21 protein-coding genes and 1 pseudogene are annotated in these 24,549 nt (G+C 70.1%); 12 read left to right on the top strand and 10 right to left on the bottom strand.

Annotated features, from left to right (window positions below; all coding sequences use genetic code 11):
• Entirely contained in the window at positions 1–1,503 is a 1,503-nt protein-coding gene (locus HKK74_RS22065; RefSeq protein WP_187245174.1) for a hypothetical protein, read from the top strand.
• 187 nt (positions 1,504–1,690) lie between these two features.
• Positions 1,691–2,713, top strand: coding sequence for a LacI family DNA-binding transcriptional regulator (locus HKK74_RS22060; RefSeq protein ID WP_312881669.1), 1,023 nt, complete (start codon positions 1,691–1,693; stop codon positions 2,711–2,713).
• A 78-nt stretch (positions 2,714–2,791) separates the two neighbouring features.
• Here HKK74_RS22060 and HKK74_RS22055 read toward each other — a convergent pair whose 3' ends face one another.
• From HKK74_RS22055 to HKK74_RS22035, 5 genes are all read right to left on the bottom strand, one after another.
• Positions 2,792–3,811, bottom strand: coding sequence for a Gfo/Idh/MocA family protein (locus tag HKK74_RS22055; RefSeq protein ID WP_187245172.1), 1,020 nt, complete (start codon positions 3,809–3,811; stop codon positions 2,792–2,794).
• A 122-nt stretch (positions 3,812–3,933) separates the two neighbouring features.
• A complete protein-coding gene (locus HKK74_RS22050) occupies positions 3,934–5,334 on the bottom strand; it encodes a GH1 family beta-glucosidase (protein WP_187245171.1) in 1,401 nt (466 codons plus the stop codon).
• 54 nt (positions 5,335–5,388) lie between these two features.
• Entirely contained in the window at positions 5,389–6,246 is an 858-nt protein-coding gene (locus tag HKK74_RS22045; protein WP_187245170.1) for a carbohydrate ABC transporter permease, read from the bottom strand.
• Positions 6,239–7,261, bottom strand: a complete 1,023-nt coding sequence (locus HKK74_RS22040; protein WP_312881668.1) for a carbohydrate ABC transporter permease — start codon at positions 7,259–7,261, stop codon at positions 6,239–6,241. The genes HKK74_RS22045 and HKK74_RS22040 overlap by 8 nt, the downstream gene beginning before the upstream one ends.
• Entirely contained in the window at positions 7,258–8,592 is a 1,335-nt protein-coding gene (locus HKK74_RS22035; RefSeq protein ID WP_187245169.1) for an ABC transporter substrate-binding protein, read from the bottom strand. The genes HKK74_RS22040 and HKK74_RS22035 overlap by 4 nt, the downstream gene beginning before the upstream one ends.
• A 142-nt stretch (positions 8,593–8,734) precedes the next feature.
• Between HKK74_RS22035 and HKK74_RS22030 the strand changes: the two genes are divergently transcribed.
• Complete coding sequence (locus HKK74_RS22030) at positions 8,735–9,991, top strand: ROK family transcriptional regulator (RefSeq protein WP_187245168.1); 1,257 nt, start codon at positions 8,735–8,737, stop codon at positions 9,989–9,991.
• Positions 9,992–10,033: 42 nt separating this feature from the next.
• Here the strand turns inward: HKK74_RS22030 and HKK74_RS22025 are convergent, their stop codons facing one another.
• Positions 10,034–11,383, bottom strand: a complete 1,350-nt coding sequence (locus tag HKK74_RS22025) for an alpha/beta hydrolase family protein (protein WP_187245167.1) — start codon at positions 11,381–11,383, stop codon at positions 10,034–10,036.
• Positions 11,384–11,660: 277 nt separating this feature from the next.
• Here HKK74_RS22025 and HKK74_RS22020 point away from each other — a divergent pair.
• The 4 genes and pseudogenes from HKK74_RS22020 to HKK74_RS22005 form a co-directional block, all read left to right on the top strand.
• Positions 11,661–11,948: pseudogene (locus HKK74_RS22020) on the top strand (transposase); the annotation flags it as partial.
• Between the two features lie 344 nt (positions 11,949–12,292).
• Positions 12,293–12,730, top strand: a complete 438-nt coding sequence (locus HKK74_RS22015; RefSeq protein ID WP_187245166.1) for a hypothetical protein — start codon at positions 12,293–12,295, stop codon at positions 12,728–12,730.
• Positions 12,731–12,835: 105 nt separating this feature from the next.
• Positions 12,836–13,228: a DUF5753 domain-containing protein gene (locus HKK74_RS22010; RefSeq protein WP_187245165.1), complete on the top strand. Its 393-nt coding sequence runs from the start codon at positions 12,836–12,838 to the stop codon at positions 13,226–13,228.
• Complete coding sequence (locus HKK74_RS22005) at positions 13,225–13,416, top strand: DUF397 domain-containing protein (RefSeq protein ID WP_187245164.1); 192 nt, start codon at positions 13,225–13,227, stop codon at positions 13,414–13,416. Before HKK74_RS22010 ends, HKK74_RS22005 begins: the two co-directional genes overlap by 4 nt.
• A 105-nt stretch (positions 13,417–13,521) precedes the next feature.
• Here the strand turns inward: HKK74_RS22005 and mgrA are convergent, their stop codons facing one another.
• Entirely contained in the window at positions 13,522–14,559 is a 1,038-nt protein-coding gene (gene mgrA, locus HKK74_RS22000; protein ID WP_187245163.1) for an L-glyceraldehyde 3-phosphate reductase, read from the bottom strand.
• Positions 14,560–14,676: 117 nt separating this feature from the next.
• The gene (locus HKK74_RS21995; RefSeq protein ID WP_246491862.1) at positions 14,677–15,090 is read right to left on the bottom strand and encodes a MarR family winged helix-turn-helix transcriptional regulator; all 414 of its coding nucleotides are present in this window, start codon (positions 15,088–15,090) and stop codon (positions 14,677–14,679) included.
• Between the two features lie 55 nt (positions 15,091–15,145).
• Here HKK74_RS21995 and HKK74_RS21990 point away from each other — a divergent pair, with 55 nt between their 5' ends.
• Positions 15,146–15,565 (top strand): MarR family winged helix-turn-helix transcriptional regulator, encoded by a 420-nt coding sequence (locus tag HKK74_RS21990; RefSeq protein ID WP_187245162.1) that lies wholly within the window; start codon positions 15,146–15,148, stop codon positions 15,563–15,565.
• Between the two features lie 57 nt (positions 15,566–15,622).
• Here the strand turns inward: HKK74_RS21990 and HKK74_RS21985 are convergent, their stop codons facing one another.
• Entirely contained in the window at positions 15,623–17,740 is a 2,118-nt protein-coding gene (locus tag HKK74_RS21985; RefSeq protein ID WP_246491861.1) for a M6 family metalloprotease domain-containing protein, read from the bottom strand.
• 354 nt (positions 17,741–18,094) lie between these two features.
• On the opposite strand from HKK74_RS21985, the gene HKK74_RS21980 reads away from it, so the two are divergent.
• The 3 genes from HKK74_RS21980 (at position 18,095) to HKK74_RS21970 (ending at position 22,158) form a co-directional block, all read left to right on the top strand.
• Complete coding sequence (locus HKK74_RS21980) at positions 18,095–18,850, top strand: SDR family oxidoreductase (RefSeq protein ID WP_187245161.1); 756 nt, start codon at positions 18,095–18,097, stop codon at positions 18,848–18,850.
• Positions 18,851–19,003: 153 nt separating this feature from the next.
• On the top strand, positions 19,004–21,076 hold the full coding sequence (locus HKK74_RS21975) for a PQQ-dependent sugar dehydrogenase (RefSeq protein WP_187245160.1): 2,073 nt from the start codon (positions 19,004–19,006) through the stop codon (positions 21,074–21,076).
• 95 nt (positions 21,077–21,171) lie between these two features.
• Complete coding sequence (locus HKK74_RS21970; protein WP_187245159.1) at positions 21,172–22,158, top strand: LamG-like jellyroll fold domain-containing protein; 987 nt, start codon at positions 21,172–21,174, stop codon at positions 22,156–22,158.
• Positions 22,159–22,274: 116 nt separating this feature from the next.
• Here the strand turns inward: HKK74_RS21970 and HKK74_RS41535 are convergent, their stop codons facing one another.
• Positions 22,275–23,021: an SMI1/KNR4 family protein gene (locus HKK74_RS41535; protein ID WP_312881667.1), complete on the bottom strand. Its 747-nt coding sequence runs from the start codon at positions 23,019–23,021 to the stop codon at positions 22,275–22,277.
• A 278-nt stretch (positions 23,022–23,299) separates the two neighbouring features.
• Here HKK74_RS41535 and HKK74_RS21960 point away from each other — a divergent pair, with 278 nt between their 5' ends.
• A complete protein-coding gene (locus HKK74_RS21960; protein WP_187245158.1) occupies positions 23,300–24,514 on the top strand; it encodes a hypothetical protein in 1,215 nt (404 codons plus the stop codon).
• Positions 24,515–24,549 lie beyond the last annotated feature (35 nt).

Genomic DNA, 24,549 nt, shown 5'->3' with positions numbered 1-24,549 from the left:
TTGGGCATCGGGGCGGCGCTGGCGCTCGGGTGCCTTGTGGTCATGCTGGCGCATCTGCGCCTGCCCTACCCCTCCGACCAGCTGAACTACCTGACGGCCGCGGCGCGGTTCCCGCAGCCGCTCCCCGACGCCGCCGCGATACACCAGGTCACCCGATTCGGCCTGATCGTGCCGACGCGCCTGGCGATCGCGGTCTTCGGATACTCCCAGGCCGCGTACCACGTCGTACCTCTGCTGGCGGCGCTCTCGCTGCTGCTCGGCACGTACGCGCTCGGCAGCCTGTTGTTCGCGCGACCGGTCGGCGCCGCCGCCGCCGTCGTGGTGCTCGCGTCGACACCGGTCGCCTACGACTCCACCGATCTGCTGCCGGACGTGCTCGCCGCCGGACTGTTCACCATCGCGCTGGCCGTGGCCGTGGCGATCCGGCGAAACCTGCTGCCGGCGACGCCGTGGATGCTGCTGCTCCTCGGCGTCCTGCTCGGCTGGTCCTACCTCGTACGCGAGTTCATCGTCTTCCTCTGGCCGCTGGTGGCGGTGCTCGTCTTCCGCCGGGTGCGATGGCGGGGGCTGCTGTGGGCGGCCGCGCCGGTCATCGCGCTCGTGCTCGCCGAGACGCTCCTGTGCTGGGCGATGTACGGAGATCCGCTGACCCGGCTGCGCTCCGTCACCGGACACGGGTCGGGTCCCACGACGCCCCAGATCGCCGACACCTTCCAGGACAAGCCGCGGCACGTCTACCTGCTCCGGCTGCCCACGACCCTCAACGACTATCCGGAGGGCGGCTGGCTGGTGCTGCTGCTCGGGCTGACGGTGCTCGGCGGCCTGCTGCGACCGCGCAGGTTCGCCGTCCCCGTCGCGTGGTTCGCGCTGCTGTGGATTCCGCTGACCCTGCTCGGCGGGATCGCCGATCCGGCCGCCCCCAAGCTGAGGCTGCAGCTCATCCGGTACTGGTTCCCGGTCTTCCCGGCGTTCGTTCTCGGCGGCCTCGGGCTGGTCTGGCTGGCCGCCCTCGCCGTCCTGCACCGGGCGCGGGACCGGCCCCGCGTGCGAAGCGTCGCGTTGGCCCTGCCCGTGGTCCTCCTGCTCGCCGTCGCGGTGCCCGCGGCGGGCACCGCGATGCGCGGCTGGTGGGCGGGGCCGGGCACGCGGGCAGGTGGTGACACCCAGCTGGAGGCGTTCCGGTCCTGGATGGCGCGGCACGGGGACGGCGTGCCGAGGGTGTGGACGGACACCCACACGGGCAAGACCCTGGCCGTCTACCGGGAGGGGCCGTTCGGCGGTCTCGCCTGGCGCGCGCAGGTCGCCCGTGCCGCTCCCGGGGCGGCCGCTCCGGCGCCCGGGGACCTCGTCCTGTTCTACGACGTAGACCATGGCCGGGTGTGCGGCTCCTGCCGCAAGTACGCCCGCCTGACCTGGGGTGATCCTCCTCGGCCGGGGACGGGCTGGCGAGAGGTGTACGCGACTCGTGACGGCATGGTCAGGGTCTACCGCGTAGGGCCCTGACACCGCGATCCTGCTGCTGGTCGAGTGGTGAGGCCGGTGGCGCGCATCTGAGCGCGGCCGTATGGTCCTGATCAATCACGCGCCGGCCGTGCGCCGGCGGCCGGAGGTCCGCGTCCCCGCCGGGAATTCGCCGAGGGATAGCCTGTGGAGCGCCGCAAAACCGGTTGAGCGCGGCCAGGAGGTAGCGGTGAAGCGGCCCACCATCGCGGACATCGCCCTTCGGGCCGGCGTGACCAAGAGCGCCGTGTCGTTCGCGCTCAACGGCCGGCCCGGAGTGTCCGAGACCACCCGCGGCCGGATCCTCGCGATCGCCGCCGAAGTCGGGTGGCAGCCGAGCAGCGCCGCCCGTGCGCTGGCCGACGGCCGGGCCGGCGCGCTCGGCCTGGTGGTCGACCGGCCGGCTCGGACCCTCGGGATCGAGCCCTTCTTCATGCAGCTCATCTCCGGCATCGAGGGCGAGCTCGCCGCCCGCGAGGTGGCGCTGCTGCTGCAGGTCACCGAGGACCGCTCGGCGCAGCTCGCCACCTACCGGCGCTGGTGGGCCGGACGCCGGGTCGACGGGGTCTTCCTGGTCGACCTGCACGTCGACGACGCGCGGGCCGAACTTCTGCGCGATCTCGGCATGCCCGCCGTCGTCATCGGCGGCCCGGACGGGCTGAGCGGGTTGCCGGGGGTGTGGAACGACGAGGCGGCGGCGGTGCGCTCGGTCGTCGAGTACCTCGCCGCGCTCGGTCACCACCGCATCGCCCGGGTCGCCGGGCTGTCCGGGTTGCGTCACACGCTCGTGCGCACCACGGCGTTCGAGGCGGTGGCCGGTGAGCTCGGCGTGACGCCCGTCGTCGTCGGCACCGACTACACCGGGGAAGAGGGCGCGCAGGCCACCCGCTCGCTGCTCGCCTCGGCCGAGCCGCCCAGCGCGATCGTGTACGACAACGACATCATGGCCGTCGCCGGGCTGTCGGTCGCCGCCGAGATGGGCGTCCCGGTACCCGGCCGGCTGTCGATCGTGGCCTGGGACGACTCCGTCCTCTGCCGCCTGGTGCACCCGCCGCTGACCGCGGTCAGCCTGGACGTCCCGGCCTACGGCGCCCACGTGGCCCGCCGGCTGCTCGACCTCGTGGCGGGCGAAGAGGTGGCCGGTGCGTGCAACGCGACCCCCGTGCTGGTGCCGCGGGCGAGCACGGCGCCGATCCGCCCCGGCGGAGCGTGACCGGCGCCGAATCACGAGGCCGCCGGGTCCCGCGACCGTGATGTTTCAAGCGATCACAAGGATTGCCGCTTAACCGATTCAGCTCGCCGACCCGGCCACGTCGACGCCGGGCACCCGCGCCGCCTCGGAGCGGTCCAGCCGGGCGGCGATCGTGTCCAGGGTGCCGATGATGGCGAGCGTCTCGGTGAGCGGCATGGCCGGCGACTCCAGCTCCCCGGCGCGCAGGCAGCGGGCCACCTCGGCGGCCTGGTAGGTATAGCCGTGGCCGTCGAGCTCGGCCGTGAAGGTCTCGGGCTCGGCGTCCCTGCGGTGAAGTGTCATGGACGTGGGCCGGAAGAACGGCGCGCCTACCTCGATCCGGCCCCTGGTGCCGGTCACCGTGGCGGTGCGCGGTGTGTCGGACATGAGCCCGCAGTGCAGGAGGGCGACCGCCCCGGAGGCATATCCGAGCAGCACGCCCGTGTTGGAGTCCACACCGGTCGGCGCGGTGGCCGCGGTCGCCTGCACCGTGTCCGGCGGGCCGAGCAGCATCCACGCGAACGACACCGGATAGATCCCGAGGTCGAGCAGCGCGCCGCCGGCCAGTTCCGGCGCCCACAGCCGGTGCGCCGGGTCGAAGACCGAGGCGAACGAGAAGTCGGCGTAAATGGAGGTGATCTCACCGATGGCGCCTTCGGCGACCAGCGTCCGCAACCGGGTGATGAGCGGATTGAACCGGGTCCACATCGCCTCCATGGCGAACAGCCCGCGCTCGCCGGCCACCGCGATGAGCCGCTCGGCGTCCGCCGCTCCGGTGGTGAACGGCTTCTCCACCAGTACGGCCCGGCCGGCCTCCAGGCAGGTCAGCGCGGCCGGGTAGTGGCCGGAGTGCGGCGTCGCGACGTAGACGACGTCGACCTGGTCGTCGGCGGCGAGGTCCTCGTACGACCCGTGCGCGCGCGGTATGCCGTGACGTTCGGCGAACGCCTCGGCGGTGTGCGCGGCACGGGATCCCACGGCGACGACCTCGTGGTCGGGCAGCAGGAGCAGGTCCTCGGTGAAGACCCGGGCGATCCCGCCCGTACCGAGGATGCCCCAGCGGATTGGTGTGTCGGTCATGGGCGAGATCGTATGGCGTTTCCGGAGATGGACGTCATCAGGCATGAAGGCACGGCGTCACGAAGGCACGGCGTCACGAAGGCACGGCGTCACGAAGGCACGGCGTCACGAAGGAGCACCGGTCATGAGGGTACGGAGGGCACCGTCCCCCGATCGGCGACCGCCTGGCGGTGCGCCCGGATGATCTCGGCGTAGCGGCGCCCGCTGTCCTTCATGGTGCGGGCCTGCGTGGTGTAGTCGACGTGCACCAGGCCGAAGCGCTTGTCGTAGCCGTAGGCCCACTCGAAGTTGTCGAGCAGCGACCAGGCGAAGTAACCGTCCAGCGGGACGCCCCGGCGCGCGGCGCGGGCGCACGCCTCCAGGTGGGTCTCCAGGTAGGCGGTGCGCTCGGCGTCGTGGACCGCGCCCTCGGGCGTGACGGTGTCGGCGTACGCCGCGCCGTTCTCGGTGACGAGGATGCGCTGCGGCGCGTAGTCCTCGGCCACGCGGACCAGCATCCGTTCCAGGCCGTCCGGGCTCACCTCCCAGCCCATCGCGGTGTGCGACGCGCCGGGCGGGTCGATCTGGCGGGCGTACGGCGCCGGACCCTCCGGGTCGGCCGTGAGGACCTGGCGGAAGTAGTAGTTCACGCCGAGCCAGTCCAGCGGCTCGGCGATGGTCCGCAGGTCGCCGTCGCGAAGCGGCAGGTCCACGCCGTACAGCTCGATCATGTCCTGCGGGTAGCCGCGGCCGTGGATCGGGTCGAGCCACCAGCGGTTGAGGTGACCGTCGGCGCGGCGGGCGGCGGCGACGTCCTCGTCGCGGTCCGAGGCCGGGTCGCACGGTGAGTGGATGTTGACGAGGCCGACCTCGGCTCCGGGCACGTTGGCGCGGATCGCCTGCACGCCGAGGCCGTGGGCGAGGTGCAGGTGGCACGAGGCGCGCACCGCGGCGGTCAGGTCCTTCCAGCCGGGTGCCATGTCGCCGTCGAGATGGCCGATCCACGCCGAGCAGAGCGGCTCGTTGAGGGTGGTCCACTGGGTGATCCGGTCGCCGAGGGCGGCCGAGACGACCGCCGCGTACTCCGCGAAGCGCTCGGCGGTGTCGCGCTCGGGCCAGCCGCCGCGGTCCTGGAGCACCTGGGGGAGGTCCCAGTGGTACAGGGTCGGGTACGGGGTGATGCCCGCCTCGAGCAGCCCGTCGACCAGCCGGTCGTAGAAGGCGAGGCCGGCCGGGTTGACGGGGCCGCCGCCCTGCGGCAGCACCCTCGGCCATGCGATGGAGAAGCGGTAGGCGCCCAGGCCGAGCTCACGCATCACGCCGATGTCCTCGGGCCAGCGGTGGTAATGGTCGCAGGCGATGTCGCCGGTGTCGCCGCCGTCCACCGCGCCCGGGACGCGGCTGAAGGTGTCCCAGATCGACGGTGAGCGCCCGTCCTCCGACACGGCGCCCTCGATCTGGTACGCGGAGGTCGCCGCTCCCCAGACGAAGTCCGGGCCGAAGGCCGTGCCGAAAGCCGTGCCGAAAGCCGTTGGTTCATGCATGGGCACAGGTGTCCTCACAGTTTCGGTCATGCGGCCGGGGATCGCGCGGCCGGATCACTTGACGGCGCCGGCGGTGAGGCCGGTCACGAGATAGCGCTGGAGCAGAAGGAAGCCCGCGACGACCGGGACGCTGACGACCAGCGACGCCGCCATCACCTGGTTCCAGAAGACCTCGTTCTGCGTGGAGTAGCCCTGCAGCCCGACGGCGAGGGTACGGGTGGAGTCGTTGGTCATCACGGAGGCGAAGAGGGTCTCGCCCCAGGCGGTCATGAAGGCGTAGACGGTGACCGCCACGATCCCCGGCACGGCGGCGGGGACGATGACCCGCAGCAGTGCCCCGATCGGCCCGCATCCGTCGACCCGGGCCGCCTCGTCGAGCTCCCGCGGGATCGAGTCGAGGTAGCCGACGAGCATCCAGATCGAGAAGGGCAGGGAGAAGGTCAGATAGGTCAGGATGAGCGCGCCGCGGCTGCCGTACAGCGCGATGCCCGTGGCGTTGCCGATGTTGACGAAGATCAGGAAAAGCGGCAGCAGGAACAGGATCCCGGGGAACATCTGCGTCGACAGCACGGTCACCGAGAACACCCGCCGGCCGGGGAAGCGGTACCTGCTGAGGGCGTAGGCCGCGAAGATCGCGATCACCACCGACAGCACCGTGGCGCTGGTGGCCACGATGAGGCTGTTGACGAAGTAGCGCGCCAGCGGCACCGTGTGCCAGATGTCGACGTACGGCCGCAGCGTGAACACCGACGGGATCCATTGGAACGATCCCTGTACGTCGCGCAGCGGCTTCAGCGAGGAGCTGAGCATGACGTAGACCGGGGTGACGGTGAAGACCGTCAGCACCGTCAGCGTGACCCTCCGCAGCCAGACGAACCAGGCCGGCGGCGCCATCGGGGAACGCCTACGCATCGGCCGTCCTCCTCCTCGAGGTGACCACCAGGTAGCCGGCGGTCACGACCAGCAGGAACAGCAGGAGCAGCACCGACATCGCGGAGCCCGCGCCGAAGTCCCACGTGACGAACGACGACTGGTAGATGTGAATGGAGATCAGGTCGGCGCTCGCCGGCGCCGACTTGCCGAACAGGACGAACGGCGTGGTGAAGTCGTTGAAGGTCCACAGGAACAGCACCAGCACGAGAACCTGGTTGATCGGGCGCAGCGACGGCAGGGTGATCCGGCGGACCTGCCGCCAGACGCCCGCGCCGTCGATCGCGGCCGCCTCGTACAGTTCGCGCGGCACCGCCTGCAGACCCGCCATCAGGATCAGGAAGGCGAACGGCCACGAGCGCCACACCACCACGGTCAGCAGCGCCCAGAAGCTGTTGCCGCCGATGAGCCAGAACGGCCGCTCGTCGAGCAGGTGCAACTGGTCGACCAGCAGATCGTTCACCATCCCGGTGTCCCGCTGGAACATGAACGCCCAGGTCATCACGGCGGCGTAGACGGGCAGGGCGTACGGCACCAGGAAGATCGCGCGCAGCGTGCCCCGGCCCCGGAACCGGTCCTGCATGAAGATGGCCGCCACCGTCCCGAGCAGCCAGGACAGGCCCACGGCGAGCACCGTGAACGCCACGGTGACCAGGAACGACTGCAGCAGCGCCCGGCCCAGGGGAGCGTCGAAGTCGACCGCCACCTGGTAGTTGCGCAGGCCTACCCACGGTGCGCCGGACCAGTCGCGGATGAAGAACAGGGTCAGCTCGCGCAGGCTCATCACGGCGCCGACGATCATCGGCGCCAGATGTACGAGCAGCTCGAAGCACAGCGCCGGCAGCAACAGCAGGTAGGGGAGCACGCCGCGGCGCAGCCGGCCGGACACCCGGCGCCGCGGGCGGCCGGGGCGGGCGCCCTTCGGCGCCCCGCCCCGCCCCCCGGCCATCGCGACGTCCGGTCGCCGCACGCCGGTGCCGGCCGTCCGCTGGGTCACCCGCCCTGGCCCATCCGCTGCTGCGCCGCGGTCAGCTTCGACTTCACCCGCTCCTCGGTGATGGGCCGCCCGGCGGCCGCGTCCGCGAACAGGTCCTTCAGGGCCCCGCCGACCAGCGTTTCGAACTGGCTCTCCTGCGGCACCATCGGCAGCGGAGCGGCGCTGCTCGCGAGGATCTGCTTGAAGGTCTGCTGGTCGGGCGTGGAGAAGGCCGGGTCCTGCTGCGCCGGGAGCACCGGCGGCAGCGACTTGTAGGTCTTGTTGAGGGTCTTCTGCTCCTCGTCGCTGGTCATGAACTTCACGAACTTCAGCGCGCCGTCACGGTTGCGGGTGGACTTGAAGATCGCGATGTTGATGCCGGCGACCAGGGAGGTGACCTTCTTGCCGCCGGGCGGAGGCTGGGCCGGCAGCGGAACGGGCACGACGCCCCACTCGTCGGGCTTCATGCCGAGATTGGCCAGCGAGGTCGCGGCCGACTGCCACATCAGCATCGACGCCTTGCCGGTGGCGAAGTCCTTCAGCGACTGGTTCGCCGAGTACTCGGCGTTGCCGGGTGCGGCGATCTTGTCGCGGGCCATCAGGTCGACGTACGCCTTGACCGCGGTCACCGCTTGCGGCGTGTCGAACTGCGGCTTGCCCGCGGCGTCGAAGAAGTCGGCGCCGTACTGCTGGCCGAAGACGAACGCGTGGTGGGAGTTCTCCGGGATGCTCGCGCCCTCGATCGCGAGACCGTGCCGGTCGCCCTTGGTGAGCTTCTTGCCGTCCTCGATCAGCTCTTCCCAGGTGGCCGGCGGCTTGTCGATTCCGGCGTCGGCGAAGTGCTTCTTGTTGTAGTACAGCCCGTACGCCAGGGAGTAGAGCGGGACGGCCGTGGGGTCCTTGCCGGGAGCGCCGGCGGAGGCGAGCGCGGACGGCAGGAACCGGGCCTTGCCGCCGACCGCGTCCATCGTCTTGGTGTCGAACTGCACCAGCCCGCCGGTGGCCTGCAACGACGCCGACCAGGTGTTGCCGATGTTCAGCACGTCCGGTCCCTGGCCCGACGTGGTGGCCGCGAGGATGCGGTTGAGCAGGTCGGTCCAGGGGACGACCTCGAGCTTCACCTTGATGCCGGTCTGCTGCTCGAACTTGGCCAGCTCCGGGGTCAGCACCTCCTTGTCGAACTCGAGGGTCGCGCCCTGGTTGCTCGCCCAGTAGGTGAGCGTCTTCGGCGCGTCGTTCGCGCCGCCCGTGGGCGTACCGCCGCCGCAGGCAGCCGACGCGGTCGCGAGGGCGATGAGGGCGGCCGTCGCCGCCCAGGTCCGGCGGAGTCTGGAGAGGGGGTGGGTGTGCATGTGCTCTGCCCTCCGCGGTCAGAGGAAGTAGAATCACGCCTTAATTCATGGCGTGATCTAAGCAGTGGGATGATGGGCCGTCAAGACCTGCCATCTCTATCGGGGACCGTGCGGCCAGAGTGCCGGCGGGAAGGGGCCGCAAATGCCTGAGGGCACCAAACGCACCGTGCGTGACCTGCGACGGGGCAACCGGTCGGTGCTTCTGCGCAGCCTCTATTTCGACGGCCCGCTGAGCCGGCAGGAGCTGAGCCGGCGCACCGGCCTGAGCGCGGCGTCGGTCAGCAATGTCGTCGCCGAGCTCATCGAGGGCGGTCTCGTCGTCGAGGCGGGCACGGTCGAGTCCGACGGCGGCCGGCCCCGGGTGCTCCTCAGGTCCGCCCGCGACTACGGCCGGCTCGTGGGCGTGGACGTGGGGGAGACCCGCGTCATCGTCGAGCTGTTCGACCTGCACCTGAGCCGGCTGGCCAAGGCCGACCTGCCGCTGGGCGACGGCGGGCACGACGTCCAGGCCGTCGTCGGGCACATCCGGGCCGGCCTGCGCACGGTCATCGCCGAGGCGGGGGACGGTCCCGGCATCATCGGCATCGGCGTGGGCGTGCCCGGCGTCGTGGAGCGCACTCCCGAGGCCGTCGTCCACAGCCAGACCATCGGCTGGGACGCGGTGCCGCTGGAGCAGATGCTGGCCGAGTGCACCGACCTGCCGCTCTTCGTCGAGAACGGCGCCACCGCGCTCGGCCAGGCGGAGATGTGGTTCGGTGCCGGGCGCGGCTGCCGCAGCGCCGTCGTGGCGCTGATCGGCTCCGGCGTCGGAGCGTGCGTGGTCACGGACGGTACGCCCTACCGGGGTGCGACCGGCAGCGCCGGCGAGTGGGGCCACACCACGGCCCAGGTCGGCGGCGCGAGGTGCCGCTGCGGTGCCCGTGGCTGCCTCGAGGCGTACGTGGGCGCCGGTGCGGTCCTCAGGCGGTATCACGCCGCCGGCGGGGCTCGGGCCGAGGACGCCGACGAGGAGTCGGCGCTCGCCCGCGTGCTCGCCGACCCCGCGCCGGCCGCTCGCGACGTGCTCGAGGAGACCGCGACGTATCTGGGCGCGGGGATCGCCGACCTGATCAACCTCTTCAACCCCGAGAAGATCATCATCGGCGGCTGGGCGGGCCTGATGCTCGGCGGCCGCATCCTTGGGCGGGTCCGGGCCGCGGCGGCGGAGTACGCGCTGCGCCGGCCGTTCGCGCAGACCTCCATCGAGCTGTGCCACCTGGGCCCGGAGGCGGTCGCGGTCGGCGCGGCCACCCTTCCCCTGGCGCGGCTCCTCGACCGCGGCGGCGTCCCCACCGGGCCGTCCCGGGCGCCCGTGGTGGACGGCCGTCCGGGCCTGGGCCTGTCGCGGCTGCCGGGCTGACCAGGGCCCGGGCGGCGCCCGGCCGCCCCGCCGCCGGAACCGTCAGGGGCAGGCGCTGTACAGGCGGCGGGTGCCCGTTCCGGCGGAGTAGGCCGCACGGTCGCTGAACCGGCAGCCGTAGTCGGCCGCCGAGGGACTGCGCACGTCGTCGCCGGCCGGCCGGGCGCCCCGCTGGACCCAGGACCGCAGATCGTCCCAGGCGGCGCCGGCCTCGGCGGCGGAGAACTCGCAGTGATCGGCGGTCCGGATCGCCCGCTGGACGACCAGCCCGCTCCGGCCGTGCCGGGCCGCGTCGGACCGGTAAGCCTGCTCCATCGAGAACGGCACGAACAGGTCGCCGAGGCCGTGCAGGCTCAGCACCGGGGCACTCGGCACGCCGAAGATCTGCGGCACCTCGGACAGGCCAGGGGAGAGCCGGTCCCGAAGGGACTCGGGCGCCACCCGCTCCACCGTACGGTTGACCCGCACCGGCGAGTCGGGCGAATAGCGGGTGAGCAGGTTGGTCGCCACCTTGCCCGGATCCTCCGGCAGCGAGTCGCCGGTGGGCGGGGTACCGAGGGAGAACAGGAAGTCCTTCCACACCGAGAAGGCCGCGACCGCTCCGGGCCGCTCCCCGCCGCTGCGGTTGATCGTGATGGCGCGCAGCTGCTTGCCCCGGTCGTTGGTGGTGTCCGGGCCGCCGGGCCGCAGCCCGTCGAGACCGAGCGCCCGCTGGATCCTCGGCACCGCGTTCGTCAGGTAGTCGGCGGCCGGCGGGTGGGCGTCGACGTCCGCAAGGTCCTGGGCCACGAGGTTGTAGTCGAGCAGGAAGTCGAACAGCGCGTGGTCGCCGAGCACTCCGCACATCGGCAGGCCCCCGGCGTAGAAGCCCGGATACTCCTCCAGCGAGCGGCCGATGACGTGCCCGCCCATCGAGACGCCGGCGATGAACGTGCGGCGCGGCTTACGGACGCGGTCGCGGAACAGCAGCGCCAGGTCCCGGGTACCGAGCACGCCGGCGCGCACGTCGTAGCCGTTGGCGTAGTACGACGACGCCGCCCACGCGTACCCCTGGTCGAGCAGCTTCTGGCGCAGCCCGTACCCGGGTGTGTCCACCGTGAGAACTGTGCCGGTGCCACGGTATCCGTGCGCCCACATCACCAGCTCGCCGTTCCATTTCGGCGGCACCTCGATATCGTAGGCCGCGTGTCGGTGCACGCCCTGCATCACCCGGGTCGGCTCGCCGCGCACGATGGCCGGGGTGAGCGGCGGATTGTCGATCGTGTAACCGGGCAGCGGGCCGTCCCCCGGCGAGGACTCGGCGCCGGCGGGCGCGGCCGAACCGAGCGCGACGGCGAGTGCGGTCGCGGCCGAGACGAGGCCGAGGCGGTGCAGGACGGAACGTGGGCGCATGGGGCTCCCCTCCTGTGTCCGCCGGCGCGTACCGACCGGTCGGTACGAGGAACGTAAGCGATCACCCCGGCACGGTCAATGGCAGTTGGGGCGACCGCCCATGCCGCGGCGAGCGGACGCATGGCGGGGCTTCGGGAGCGGTGACCGCTTGGCGGTGCGGCCCGGCGAACAACTGCATGATCACGGCGGGAGGTGGGTCCACCTGCCGGCCTCGGCCGACCGGGGGCTCGGGTGTGGTGACCGCTTGGCGGTGCGGAGGTGAATAAGACGTCGTCTCCTGCACAGGGTGATGCTGGACGAGCGGGGGGCGGCCGGCGAGCTGGACTGGTCGCGGTGCGCCATAGATTCGGTTAGCGTCCGCGCCGCCACAGGGGGGGAGCTGACGGGACCGAATCCTGTCGACCGCGGCAAGAACGGGTCGAAGATCCACTTGCTCACCGGCCGGGCCGGTCTGCCACTGTCTATCGGGATCTCGGCTGCCAACACCCACGACAAGCTTGCGCTGCAGTCACTGGTGCAAGGCATCCCGCCGATCCGCTCGCAACGGCTGGGCCACCGTCATCGCTGGGTGGTGGAGTCGAGCGGGAGTAGGATGCATCTCCGGCAGGCGCCGGTCCGCACAGGGCGTGAGCGCCGTCATCGTGCGGCTTGTAACTAAAGAGTGGGGTGTTGGTCCTGAGGCGTCGACCTGCGGTAGCCGGCCTTCTGGTAGTGGTAACGACTCTGACCGTCAGCTGTTCGGCGAACCCCCAGGGTGCCTCTTCCTCGGAATCGGTAAGCGCCTCACCTGCGGTATCGCGGCTCTCGTCGACACTGCCCACCGGATGGCACAGGATCGACAACCGGACCATCGGCCTGTCCATCGGAGTACCGAGAGGCTGGACGGACATCGATGTCAACAGCGCAAACGTGGCTGAACAGCTCAAACAAAAGTTCCAGGGAACCCCCTCCGAGGTCGCCATCGTGGAGAAGGGTGCGGCCGAACTAAAAGGCAAAAAGATGCTGTTCATCATCGATACGCACAGTATCGAGAGCGGGTTCACTAAAAATATCAGCGGCCTTTGTGTGCCCAATGACGGCGCACCCGCTGAAGCGTTCGGAAATATCACCAAAATACAGCTGGCCCGTATCGGCGGGCAGAATGTCCAGGCGGACGACGTCGTCATTGGGGGACGACCGGCGGTCAAGGCGAGCTATACGCTCGAGAGCTCCAAGGGATCGATCGATGCCGTGCAGTTTCGGATCCTGATGCCCGGCGACGTCGCCTGTGCGGTCACCATCGGGACCAGACGAGGCGAGATGCTGCCAGAGGTGGACCAGATCGGTGGTACGATTCGCCCCCTTTGACGACGATGCCAGGGGCCAAGGCGGGCGGCGACGGCATAGCCGACATTCTTTTATGTCCATGATCCGCCGTCCTTATTTAGACGTCGTCTGATCTGGTGAGTCGGCGTGGCGGATGAGAGCGGCGGCGATGCCGACGACGATCCGCCTCAGCTGTTCGTCCTGCTCTTCGAAGGGCTCCTGGAAATTCCCGTGGGTGGGCCGGAAGTGATGCGCGCTCAGCTCAAGCGACTGCTAGAGGCCTCGGAGTCACCGAACATCGTCATTCGCGTCGTCCCGAAGGCCGCGGGCGCGCACCCGGGTTTGGATGGGGCGTTCATGGTCCTGAGCGTGGACACGGGTGACGTTGGATATGTAGAAGCTCCCGGTGGCGGGCGATTGGTACCCTCCGCCCCAGAGATGCGATCCTTCCTATTAAGGTACGAGCGCATTGGACAAGAGGCGCTTCCCGTGAACCTGTCCCGTGACCTGATCAGACGAGCCGTGGAGGCCATGCGATGAACGGCGTGGTGTGGCGCAAGAGCAGCCGAAGCAACACGTCCGGTGGCGAGTGCGTCGAGGTCGGCCAGATCTCCGGTGTCATCGGCGTCCGTGACAGCAAGAGCCCGGAGGCCGGGCACCTGCTGCTCTCGGTCGAGGCGTTCGGCGGGCTGCTCACGCGGATCAAAGCCGGTGACCTGGCGCTTTGACGCCTCGCCGAACTCGCCGAACTCGCCGAACTCGCCGAAACGGACGTACCCCCGTCCTCCGGCCGGAGGAACGGGGGCACGTGACGTGACGGGCCCGTACGCGGGTCAGGCGCGCGCATCCGGTTCGCTGGAGGCGGCCCAGATGTTGATCCCGGCCTCGACCGCGTCACGGTCGATCGCCGCGAGCTCGTCGGCGCTGAAGCCGAGCCGGTCCACGCTGGCGACGCTGTTCTCGAGCTGCGCGACGCTGCTCGCGCCGATCAGCACCGAGGTGACCCGCTCGTCGCGCAGCGCCCACGCGAGGGCCATCTGCGCCAGTGACTGGCCGCGCTGAGCGGCGAGCTCGTTGAGCGCCCGTACGTGCTTGATGGCCTCGTCGGTGAGCAGGTCCGGCGACAGCGACTTGCCCTGACTGGCCCGTGAGCCCTCCGGGACGCCGTTCAGGTACTTGTCGGTCAGCATGCCCTGCGCCAGCGGCGAGAAGGCGATGCAGCCGACGCCCTCCTGTTCGAGCGTGTCGAGCAGGCCGCCCTCGATCCAGCGGTTGAGCATCGAGTACGACGGCTGGTGGATCAGCAGCGGCGTGCCGAGGTCGCGCAGGATCGCGGCGGCCCGCGCGGTGTCCTCGGGTGAGTACGACGAGATGCCCGCGTACAGCGCCTTGCCGGACCGTACGGCCGTGTCGAGCGCGCCCATCGTCTCTTCGAGCGGGGTGTCGGGGTCGAAGCGGTGGCTGTAGAAGATGTCGACGTAGTCCAGGCCCATCCGGCCCAGCGACTGGTCCAGGCTGGCGAGCAGGTACTTGCGCGACCCCCACTCGCCGTACGGGCCGGGCCACATGTCGTACCCGGCCTTCGTCGAGATGATCAGCTCGTCGCGGTAGGGCGTGAAGTCGTCGCGGAACAGCCGGCTGAAGTTGGTCTCGGCGGAGCCGAACGGCGGGCCGTAGTTGTTCGCGAGGTCGAAGTGCGTGATGCCGAGATCGAACGCTCGCCGCAGGATGGCCCGTTGGGTGTCCAGCGGGCGGTCGTCCCCGAAGTTGTGCCACAGGCCCAGCGACACGGTCGGCAGCTTGAGCCCGCTGCGTCCGGAACGGCGGTAAGGAAGACGGTCATAGCGGTCATCGGCGGCGACATAGGTCATGGGTGCGAGTCTGCCACCGACGGCCTCGCCGGCGGGCACCGGGCGTACACCGCCCGTGCCCGCGGCTATCGGTCAGCGTGGCTCGGTCGCCGGCCGGACGCTCGTTGCCGAGGTCGCTTAGCAGACGTGCTCCAGGTTCTCGGTCATCCGCCGCAGCACGTCCATGGTGACGCGGTACTCCTCGTCGGTCACGCCCTGGGCGACCGTCGCCCGGATCCCGGCGACGGCCTCGGCGATCCTCGCGTGAGCGGCCCGGCCGCCCGGGGTGAGGCCGTGGCGCCCGGCCGGGTCCCGCTCGATCCAGCCCCTGCCGCGCAGGTCGGCGATGACGCCGGTCATCGGCACGTCGCCGCCGTCCCAGAACGGCCGCAGGGCCTCAGCGAGGGCATCGTCACCGGCGGGGCCGTGGCCGAGCACGTTGAGCGTCTGCCACTGGCGGCGCGACACGCCCGCCGCACCGAACGCCCGGTCGAAGGCCTCCTCGATGAGCCGATCCAGCCGCTTGCACCAGTACCCGATCGGTCGTCGCATGTACATCTCCTTGCGCTCTGACAAATACATGTTCTTAGACATGTACCATGAGCGCATGAACGACGTCGAGGCGATCGAACGGGCCATGGTCGCGGTCCGGCGCAGGCAGAGCCGGCGGGCGCTCGCCCGGCTGCACGGTCTGTCCGGCCAGGGCTTCGACGTGCTCGATGTGATCGAGGCGAGCGGGTCACCCGTGACGGTGTCGTCGGTCGCACAGGCGCTGGGCGTCGACCAGCCGAGGGCGAGCAGGCTGGTCGCCGCCGCCGTCGCGGCCGGCCTGGTCAGGCGCGCGGCCGACCAGGCCGACGGGCGGCGTTCGGTGCTGCTCATGACCGACGCGGGACGGGCCGCCGTCGAACGGGCGCACGGCACCCGCCGCGAGGTGTTCGCCGAGGCGATGACCGGCTGGACCGATGCCGAGCGGGCCGAGTTCGCCCGGCTGCTCACCCGCTTCGTCGCCGCGCTGCCCCATTGAAGAAGGTGATCTCGCGACCGGCGGCGCCGCCGGTCGCGAGATCACGGATCTAGTGGGTCAGCCGATGACCGTGCAGTTCGCCGTCGACTTCTTGGTCGGGTCGCTCTCGGAGGTGGCGGTCAGCGTGACCTTGCCGACCTTCGCGCCGCCCGAGTCGCGCTTGGCGTACACCTGCACGCTCGCCTGCTGCCCGGCCTTCGCCGTGGCGAGATCGTTCGGCAGCCACGCCGACCAGCCCTGGCCCGACGAGCTGGCCGTCAGCCGGTAGACGTCGCTGTCGCTGTACGGCGCGGTACCGGCCGTACCGGTGTTGCGCAGCGGCAGCGTGCACTTCGCCCAGCCCTGCTGGGGCGCGGCCACGCCGACGCCCGGCAGCAGCCGCACGCCCCGACGTTGCGTGCCGGCGCCGTCCAGCGACCGGATCGCGACCGTGTACGAGAGGATCCCCGTCTTGTCGCGCTTGAGGTCGAGTACGTAGAAGTGCAGCCGGTTGGCCTCGTCCACGTACTCGTACTGGCTGCCGGAGTCGGCGCCGACGTGGAACAGCGCGTCGGAGAGCTGCCGGTAGTCACCGATCGTCATCTTCTGCGGAGTGCCGTTCGGCTTGACGAAGTCGACCTTGTCGATGTCCTCGGGGTGGGCGTCGATGGTCCAGATGAACGGGGCCGAGTCGCGATTCTTCGTCTTGGCCAGCAGCACGCCGCTGTCCGGGGTGAAGGAGTCGAAGCCCATCCGGTCGACGACCTCGACGGTGTAGTTGTCGTAGCCGCCGCCGTCGCACATCGGATCGGCCGACGTGTCACATTTCGGGCTCTTGTCCTCGCCCATGGTCAGGTTGACCCCGGCCAGCTCGCCCTTGCCGGGCTGCGCGGTGCGGGCCTTGACCTTGGCGACCACGACGCCCGAGCCGCTCAGCGCGTCACGGGACAGGCTGAGGACGTTCGCCGGATCGACGATGCCCAGCTTCATCTTGTTGCGGAGCATGTGCTGGGCGCCCATCGAACTGCCGGCGGTGCCCGGCACGATCCACCGGCTGTGCGGGCCGCCGGGGCCGTTGAACGTACCGCGGCTCAGCATCTCCCACGGCCCGGAGTAGTCGCGCCGGGCCGGCACCGAGTACGGGTTGTTGTAGTTGTCGCCGATCCCGAGGATGTGGCTGAACTCGTGGGCGTAGACGCTCATCCCGCTGCTCTCCGCCTGGATCGAGCTGCCGGCGCTGGCGTTCGGCCAGATGGTGGCCGAGGACCGCCACGAGGTCCAGGGCACGTAGCGGGTGCGGTTCCAGTTGGTCAGCGCCGAGTCCGGCGGTCCCCACTCGTCGGTGACGTCCTGCGGGGTGTCGAACTTCATCTCCCCGAACTCCTGCCAGGTGGACGACTCGTCCTGGCCGGCGCTGAGGAAGAACACGAAGTCGTACTGCGCCGCGACCTCCTCCCCGACGTCGGCGAGCCACGCCGCCCGGGCGTCGGTGCGGAAGTTGCGGTTGCAGGTGTCGCCCGCCGGGCAGCCCTGGCCGCCCTGCATTTGCGCCTCGATGCCGTACTCGTGGCTCTTGGCCGGCATGCGATAGGCGCCGAACGCGGTCAGGTCGACGCCGTAGCGACCGCCGGAGTCCTCCATCCAGTACTCGTGCAGAGTGTGGCCGCGGTTGAGCTCGTTCGGGGTGTTGAGGAAGTCCTGATAGAACTTCGGCACCTCGTCGCGGGGGACGTCGCCGATGGCCGACGGGTTGCCGTAGATCGTGGAGTTCTCGGGCTGCGTCACGATGAACGGCTCGTTCGAGTAGTCGACGGTGACCAGCGCGCCCTTGAAGTTCTTGATCGAACCCTTCCGCGCCGGGTCGTTCCACGACGTCTCCGGCACGGCCTTGTAGTCGTCCCACGTCATCGTGTCCGGCAGCTCGTAGTTCTGCGGATCGATCGGCGTGGGCGCGGTCGCGGCGAACGTGCGCATCGCCTGGCCCTGCTGCCAGGGCTGGGTACGCGGCCAGTGCCGCATCTGCCAGGGGTTCTCGGTGGGCTCCGGTGGCTTCGCCGGAGCCGCGCTCGCGGCGGTGGCCGTCGTCGACAGCACCAGTACGGCGGTGGCGGGGATCGCCCACCATGCCTTCCGTACGCTCAACATGCCCGCGGCGCGCCTCAGGCGCGCGCCGGCGAACTTGACGGGATTACCCATGGGAGGGGTCCTTCTTCCGTGGATCAGGGTCGTACCGCCTCGTCCTGTGGCGGCAGGAGCGAGGAGCCAGTCGCGCCGCCGCGCTGTCGGCACCGGCCGGGGTCGTCGTCGAAGGTGTCGAAGGGGTCGTTCCAAGCGGTTCCGGGAGTAGATGATCTCTTGTGGGGTCGCTTCCCCGCTAGAGAGCGACCTGTCGAAAATGCATGCATCGTTTGGGTTCGTTGCTGGATGGTTGATAACCGGGTGATCGCGGGACCCGTTTCCGCGCCGGCCGCGCACGTAGGGTTCCCTGACGATCACGATCACGATCACGATCACGACCACGATCATGACTACGACGACGAGGAGATGACGATGACCACAGGTCGTGTCGCGGTGGTCACCGGCGCCGGCTCTGGGCTCGGCCGCCACATCGCCCGAGCGCTGCTCGAGGCCGGGTACCGGGTCGCGCTGGCGGGGCGACGGCTGCGTGCGTTGCAGGAGACCGCAGCCGAGGCCGGGCCGGCCGGCGCGTCGGCGCTGCCGGTGCCGACCGACGTGGGCGTGCCCGAATCCGTGGCCGCGCTGTTCGACGCGGTCCGATCGGAATGGGGACGCCTCGACCTGCTCGTCAACAACGCCGGCGTGTTCGGCCCCGCCGCTTCGGTCGACGAGATCTCCCACGACGACTGGCAACGCGCCGTGGCCACCAACCTCACCGGCGCGCTGCTCTGCGCGCAGCAGGCCGTACGGATGATGAAGGCCCAGAGCCCGCGCGGCGGCCGGATCATCAACAACGGCTCGATCTCCGCGCACGTGCCCCGCCCGAACAGCGTGGCCTACACCGCGACCAAGCACGCGATGACCGGCCTGACGAAGTCGATCTCACTCGACGGCCGCGCGTACGACATCGCCTGCGGCCAGATCGACATCGGCAACGCCGCCACCGAGATGACCGCGGGCATAGCGCGCGGAGCCGTTCAGGCCGACGGAAGCGTGCTGCCCGAACCGACCTTCGACGCCGAGCACGTCGCGCGGGCGGTGCTTTACATGGCCGGCCTGCCGCTGGAGGCGAACGTCCAGTTCATGACCATCACCGCCACGAAAATGCCCTTCATCGGCCGGGGTTGAGACACCCGGCGTGATCAACGGCGGGGGACCGGCGGGAGTGCGGAACGCGGGTCGTGCCTCCTGAATTTCCTGCTTGACGCCACTTCGAGGCTGATCTACCTTCGGGAAGCGGTTACAGAAAGCGCTTTCCGATCAACTGACCTGGGTGGCAGGATGATCAAGCTCAGATGGTGTCTGCTGACGATCGCGGCTCTTCTCGCGGCCCTGTTGGCGGTGCCGCCGACCCCCGCGCAGGCCGATGACCAGCCGATCACCGATCCGATCCCGGAACGCCCGATCACGTCGGGCCTCGGGCTGGTCGTCGAAGAGTACGCGTCGTTCCCGAAGTCCGAACCGATTCCGCCACCGGTCGACCCGAGGCTGATGCGGCAGGCCCGGATCAACTTCATCGGCGAGGTGCCGGACGGTTCGGGGCGCATGTACGTACCCGACCTCAACGGCAAGATGTACCTGGTCGAGCATGGGCAGCCGCACGTGTACCTCGACGTCGGCGCGACCTTCGCCCCGCAGTTCTTCTCCGGCCGCGGCCTCGGCCAGGGATTCGGCATCGTGGCCTTTGCCCCCGATTTCAAGCGGTCCGGCAGGTTCTACACCGTCCACACTGAACTGGCGTCGAGCACGACCGAGACCCCCGACCTGACGCCCCAGCCGAACACCGTCTACCACGGTGTCGTGACCGAGTGGACGGCCGACGACCCGTCGGCGGGCACCTTCCAGGGAACCCGCCGCGAGATCCTCCGCCTCGGGTTCGGCGGCCAGGTCCACGGCATCCAGGAGATCGGCTTCAACCCGAACGCCGAGCCCGGCGACCAGGAGTACGGGCTGCTCTACATCGCGGCGGGTGACGGTGGCCGAGGCGCGGCCGCGGGCAACGACGATCCGCTGGACCTCGCGATCCCGCAGGGCAAGATCCTCCGGATCGACCCGCGCGGCACGAACAGCGCCAACGGAAAGTACGGGATCCCGGCCACGAACCCGCTGGTCGGCAAGCCGGGCGCCATCGGCGAGATCTACGCGTACGGCATGCGCGACCCGCACCGGTTCAGCTGGGACACCGGCGGCGAGCACCGGATGTTCCTCGGGCACATCGGCGAGCACGCCATCGAGGCCGTCTACGACCTGCGGGCCGGCGACAATCTCGGCTGGCCGGAACGGGAGGGGGCGTTCGTCTTCGACAAGACCGACCGCTGCTACCTTCACTCACTGCCCGCGGACGACGCGAAGTACGGCTATGACTACCCGGTGGCCGCCTACGACCACGACCCGCCGCCCGACTGGTCCTGCTCGGGTGATGTCGGACGCGCGATCTCCGGCGGCTACGTCTACCGCGGCCGCGAGCTGCCCGAGCTGTACGGCAAGTACATCTTCGGCGACCTGGTCAACGGCCGCGTCTTCTACACGAACGAGCGCGAGATGCGTCGCGGCCGGGAGCGTGCCCCGATCCACCAGCTCATGCTCTTCGACAAGACGGGCGAGCGGGTGACGATGCGGGACCTGGCCGGCGACCAGCGGATCGACCTCCGCTTCGGCCGGGACCGGGCCGGTGAGCTCTACCTGATCTCGAAGGCGAACGGCAAGATCTGGAAGGTCACGGGCACGCGCCGCTTCGCGGGCTGCGACGTCGGCCGCACCCGGGTGTCGAACACGGCGGGCGAGAGGAACTGGGCCCCGGTGACCCCGTCGAAGTGGCGGTTCTCAGGCGACCAAGTGATCATGACCGAGCCCGGAGCGGCACGTCCCGGCCCCCGTCGTCCCTTCGAGTACGCGGTGCTGACGGCGGGACCGGAGTTCGGCTCGGCCCGGATCGACGCCAAGGTCCGGATCGACACCCCGGTCGAGATCACCAACCGCGATGTGATCATCGTGTTCGGGTACCGGTCCGACACGCAGTTCTACTACGCCCATTTGTCGACGGACAACACGATCTACCCGCACAACGGGATCTTCGTCGTCGACAACGCCGACCGGGTGCGGATCGAGGACCAGTGGGACGCCGTCCAATCGCGGGGTGCCGTACCGGCCATCACCGACACCGAGTGGCATGACGTCCGTGTGGTGCACTGCGCCGACACGGGAGAGATCGCGGTGTACGTCGATGACTCGAAGACCCCCCTGATGACGGCCGTTGACACCACGTTCACGTCCGGCCGGGTCGGCTTCGGGTCGTTCGACAACATCGGAAGGCTCCGTGACCTCGAGGTCAGGGGAACCCGGGTGGACGACTGACCGCTCGGTGTGGTGACCGCGGCGGAAAACCCCCACCCTCCCGGCGGCCACGGGCCTTCCGTGGCCGCCGGGAACCGGACGCGCATGGAGGAGAGATGAGAGAACGCCTGTCCGCCGTCCTCATGACCGCGCTGCTGTGCGGGTCGCTCACGGCGGCGGCCGGGGAGGGCCGGGCTGACGCCGACATCGAGAAGAGACCCGCCGGCGCGGCGCGCTCGCCCGCGTGGGGCGATCCGAAGGTGCTGCCCAGCCTGCGGCGGAACCTGGTCGCCCACTACGACTTCGAACATCCGGTCCCGGGAGATCCGGCGCGAGAGCGGGACCAGGGCCTGTCGGGCACGACCATCGACCTCGTCAACGGCGGGGCCTCGATGCGGGTACGGGACGGAGCTCACCCGGGCAGAGGTCATTCGCTACAGGTCGGGCAGGTCAACTCGGACACCGCCGGCAACGACGACTGGAAGGCCGGCGTCTATTCGGCAACCGGCGTCAGCACTCTGCACGCCTTCAACGGCGTCGAAGGCGCCACCATCATGGGCTGGTTCAAGATGACCGGTCCGAACCCCGGCCTGAACTCGGGCACGCCCGATCCGGCCGACCGCTACAACGCGGTCGGGCTGGCGGGCGTCCTCAGTGGCGACTCACAAGGTCACGACGTACGGGCCCTGCTCGAAGTGATCAGCGTTTCGGGAGAGCTCCGCGTGGTCGCCCTCGGGCGGCGCGTCGACGGGGGCAGTTCCCAGACCTTCGCCGCGAACGAAGACTGGCAGAGCGTGCTGCCGCTGAACACCTGGGTGTTCCTGGCGGCGACGTTCGACTTCGACGACGGTGTCATGAGGCTCTACAAGAACGGGCGGTCACTCGCCGGGTCCTACGTGCTCCCCAGGGATCCCTGGGCCGTCTCGGGTCCGCCGGAACCGGATCTCGCATCGGCCACCGACCCCAGAGGCATCAAGATCGGTGGAAGCTTTCCCCAGAACACCCGCGAGGCGAACCCGTGCGACTGCCGCCTCGACGGCCTGATGTTCCTCGACCGGGTCGTGACGCCCCGGGAGGTGTGGCTGCAGTATCACCGGCGATGACACCGGATCACGGCGATGACACGGCGGCATGACGAGCGGGTCGGCGGCCCGGTCGGGCACAGGCCGGGCAAGGCGGCCCGGAGGTGAGAACCGGGCCCGCGGCCTGATGCGCCTCCCTACCAGGTGAGATCGAACGTGCCGGATTCGATGCGTTCGATGAACACGCCGACGTCGTCGGCCTGCCGTATCGCCGGGTCCCAGCCGTCGCTGGTGATGTCGACCATCAGCACCGGGGAGGGGTCCTGGCGCAGGTCGAGGGCGAACTGTTCTCTGGAGCCGTCGCCGCCGATGATCGCGATGCCGGGATGGGCCTCGGTGCCGTGCTCCCACGCGTCGTGCAGTTCGAGCATCTCCCGTGGCGTGTTGAGGGAGACGAAACAGCCCGACGGCAGGAAGCCGCGGTAGAGCCACGATCTGCTCTGCAGATAGGCCCGCCAGGCGTCCGGCAACGGGCGGCCGAGCGTCTCGGCAGCGACGGCGAACTCCTCGTCGGGCACAGGGGCCCGGTAGTGGGCCTCCTGAACGATCGCGCCGACGATGTTCGCGTTGAAGTCGTCGAGATCCTCGGCCGGGATCCAGTACTCCAGCACGTCACGCCCGCCCACCTGCTGGACTTCGTAGCGGTCGAGGAACTCGCGGCGAACGGTGAACCGCGTGACGTAGCCGACTCCGCCGGAGGGGACGTTCCAGTCACGAGCGATCTTCGTGGCGTACCACCGGTTGAGCACCGGGTAGAAGATCGGCTGGTCGGGCAGGCGTGGCGGCCACGCCCGCCACTGCGACGCGGCGACGAGATCGAGCTCCGCCTGGCCGGTAGGCCGCCACAACGTCACCACGTCATCGGCGGTGATCCCAGTCTGCATGCGGGCAGGTTAGTACCAGTACGTCACCGGATCTCCCGGACCCGGCTTCTGCGCCGCCCGCACCGAGCGGGGTGGGCCTGCGGCGTCCGCTCAACTCATGCCAATTGCGCCCGAAGAACCACAGGTCGATAAGGCGCGCACCGGCACGGCGTCACGACCACCCGTGTGAGGGCCCGCCTGAGGGTGCGGCGACCATGCGGCGACCATGCGGCGAGAACTCGATCGACGGCATGTGGCGATAAAGGGTGACCTGTCGAACGATCAGCGGAGGTACCGACGTGCGTCACCTGACATCGAAGTCGACCAGGCTGGGGGCCCTGCTGCTCATGGCGGTGGCCGGAGCGACCGCCTCTGCCGGTGGTGCGTCCGCCGACGGCGCGCCGGAGGCCGGAGCCGCTCCGGCCTCCGGGTGGCGGCATCACGACGTGCCGGTCCAGGGCAGCGCGAACCTGACCGCCGTCGTCGCTACCGGCCGAAGCGACGCCTGGGTGGGTGGTTTCCACGTCAAGATCAATGGGGCGTCTATGTCCCCTGACGCTCCCGGTGCCCGGGCCGCGGACGACCTGTGCGACACGATCACGGCGGACTTCCCCTCACTGATGCTGCGCTGGAACGGGATCGCCTGGAACCAGGTCGCGGTGCCCAATGTCGGGCGGATCAACGATCTTTCCGCCGCGGGCGCGAACGACATGTGGGCGCTGGGCGACTGCGGCCTGCTGAGGTGGGACGGCCGGAGCTGGAAGAACACCGCTCACGCCGAGGTTCCGGGAGAACAGGCCTCGGTCAACGACCTCCACACCACTGGCCCCGAGGAGGCCTGGCTCGTCGGCAACACCTACGACGTTCTGACTGAAGTCGAAAAAGGGTTCGTCCAGCGCTGGAACGGCCGGAACTGGCGGCTTCTCACCCTGCCGGCCATCGAGGACTCCCATCATCTCAGCTCCGTCGCCGCACGCGGTGCGAACGACGTCTGGGTCGTCGGCACCGTGTACGGCGACGACGCTCGCCCCGACCGGCTCCTGCTCCTCCACTGGGACGGCACCTTATGGGAGCGCGTGCCCGAGCCCGAGACGGGCCAGTGGACCCTGCGCCCTGAGGAGGTGCGGATAACGGCGCGTGACGACGCGTGGGTCGTCGGCTGGAGTAAGACGGCACCCGACCGCGAGCAGATCCGGCGCCCGATGATCCTGCACTGGAACGGGCTCCGCTGGACGACCTCGCCGGTGCCGGACGGGCCGGGTGAGCTGTATGACATGAGCAAGAGTGGCGGGCGGGGGTGGGCGGTCGGCGACACCTTCTCTCCCACCGCGCCCACCTACGAGATGTACGTGCTGCGGTGGGCGGGGGACCGGTGGGTGAACCATCCCGTGCCCCATGAGGGCGAGGGGATGATCAATGGCGTCGCGGCCGTCCCCGGCGGGGACACCTGGGTCGTCGGCTCTACCGCCGGCCCGTACCCGATGATCGCACGCCATGCGGAGGACGTCGGCTAGTGCGTTGACCGCCACGCGCCGACGCGGCGGGTCCA

Source organism: Actinomadura alba (assembly GCF_014323705.1).
In the GTDB taxonomy this organism is placed as follows: Bacteria; Actinomycetota; Actinomycetes; order Streptosporangiales; family Streptosporangiaceae; genus Actinomadura_C; species Actinomadura_C alba.
The sequence above is the reverse complement of the archived record's forward strand: the minus strand, read 5'-3'. Positions and strand labels throughout refer to the sequence as shown.

Coding starts and splice junctions, on each gene's coding strand:
- HKK74_RS22055 (WP_187245172.1), bottom strand. CDS start 3,811: ATGACCGACACACCAATCCGCTGGGGCATCCTCGGTACGGGCGGGATC.
- HKK74_RS22050 (WP_187245171.1), bottom strand. CDS start 5,334: ATGCATGAACCAACGGCTTTCGGCACGGCTTTCGGCACGGCCTTCGGC.
- HKK74_RS22045 (WP_187245170.1), bottom strand. CDS start 6,246: ATGCGTAGGCGTTCCCCGATGGCGCCGCCGGCCTGGTTCGTCTGGCTG.
- HKK74_RS22035 (WP_187245169.1), bottom strand. CDS start 8,592: ATGCACACCCACCCCCTCTCCAGACTCCGCCGGACCTGGGCGGCGACG.
- HKK74_RS22030 (WP_187245168.1), top strand. CDS start 8,735: ATGCCTGAGGGCACCAAACGCACCGTGCGTGACCTGCGACGGGGCAAC.
- HKK74_RS22025 (WP_187245167.1), bottom strand. CDS start 11,383: ATGCGCCCACGTTCCGTCCTGCACCGCCTCGGCCTCGTCTCGGCCGCG.
- HKK74_RS22005 (WP_187245164.1), top strand. CDS start 13,225: ATGAACGGCGTGGTGTGGCGCAAGAGCAGCCGAAGCAACACGTCCGGT.
- mgrA (WP_187245163.1), bottom strand. CDS start 14,559: ATGACCTATGTCGCCGCCGATGACCGCTATGACCGTCTTCCTTACCGC.
- HKK74_RS21995 (WP_246491862.1), bottom strand. CDS start 15,090: ATGCGACGACCGATCGGGTACTGGTGCAAGCGGCTGGATCGGCTCATC.
- HKK74_RS21990 (WP_187245162.1), top strand. CDS start 15,146: ATGAACGACGTCGAGGCGATCGAACGGGCCATGGTCGCGGTCCGGCGC.
- HKK74_RS21985 (WP_246491861.1), bottom strand. CDS start 17,740: ATGGGTAATCCCGTCAAGTTCGCCGGCGCGCGCCTGAGGCGCGCCGCG.
- HKK74_RS21980 (WP_187245161.1), top strand. CDS start 18,095: ATGACCACAGGTCGTGTCGCGGTGGTCACCGGCGCCGGCTCTGGGCTC.
- HKK74_RS21975 (WP_187245160.1), top strand. CDS start 19,004: ATGATCAAGCTCAGATGGTGTCTGCTGACGATCGCGGCTCTTCTCGCG.
- HKK74_RS21970 (WP_187245159.1), top strand. CDS start 21,172: ATGAGAGAACGCCTGTCCGCCGTCCTCATGACCGCGCTGCTGTGCGGG.
- HKK74_RS41535 (WP_312881667.1), bottom strand. CDS start 23,021: ATGCAGACTGGGATCACCGCCGATGACGTGGTGACGTTGTGGCGGCCT.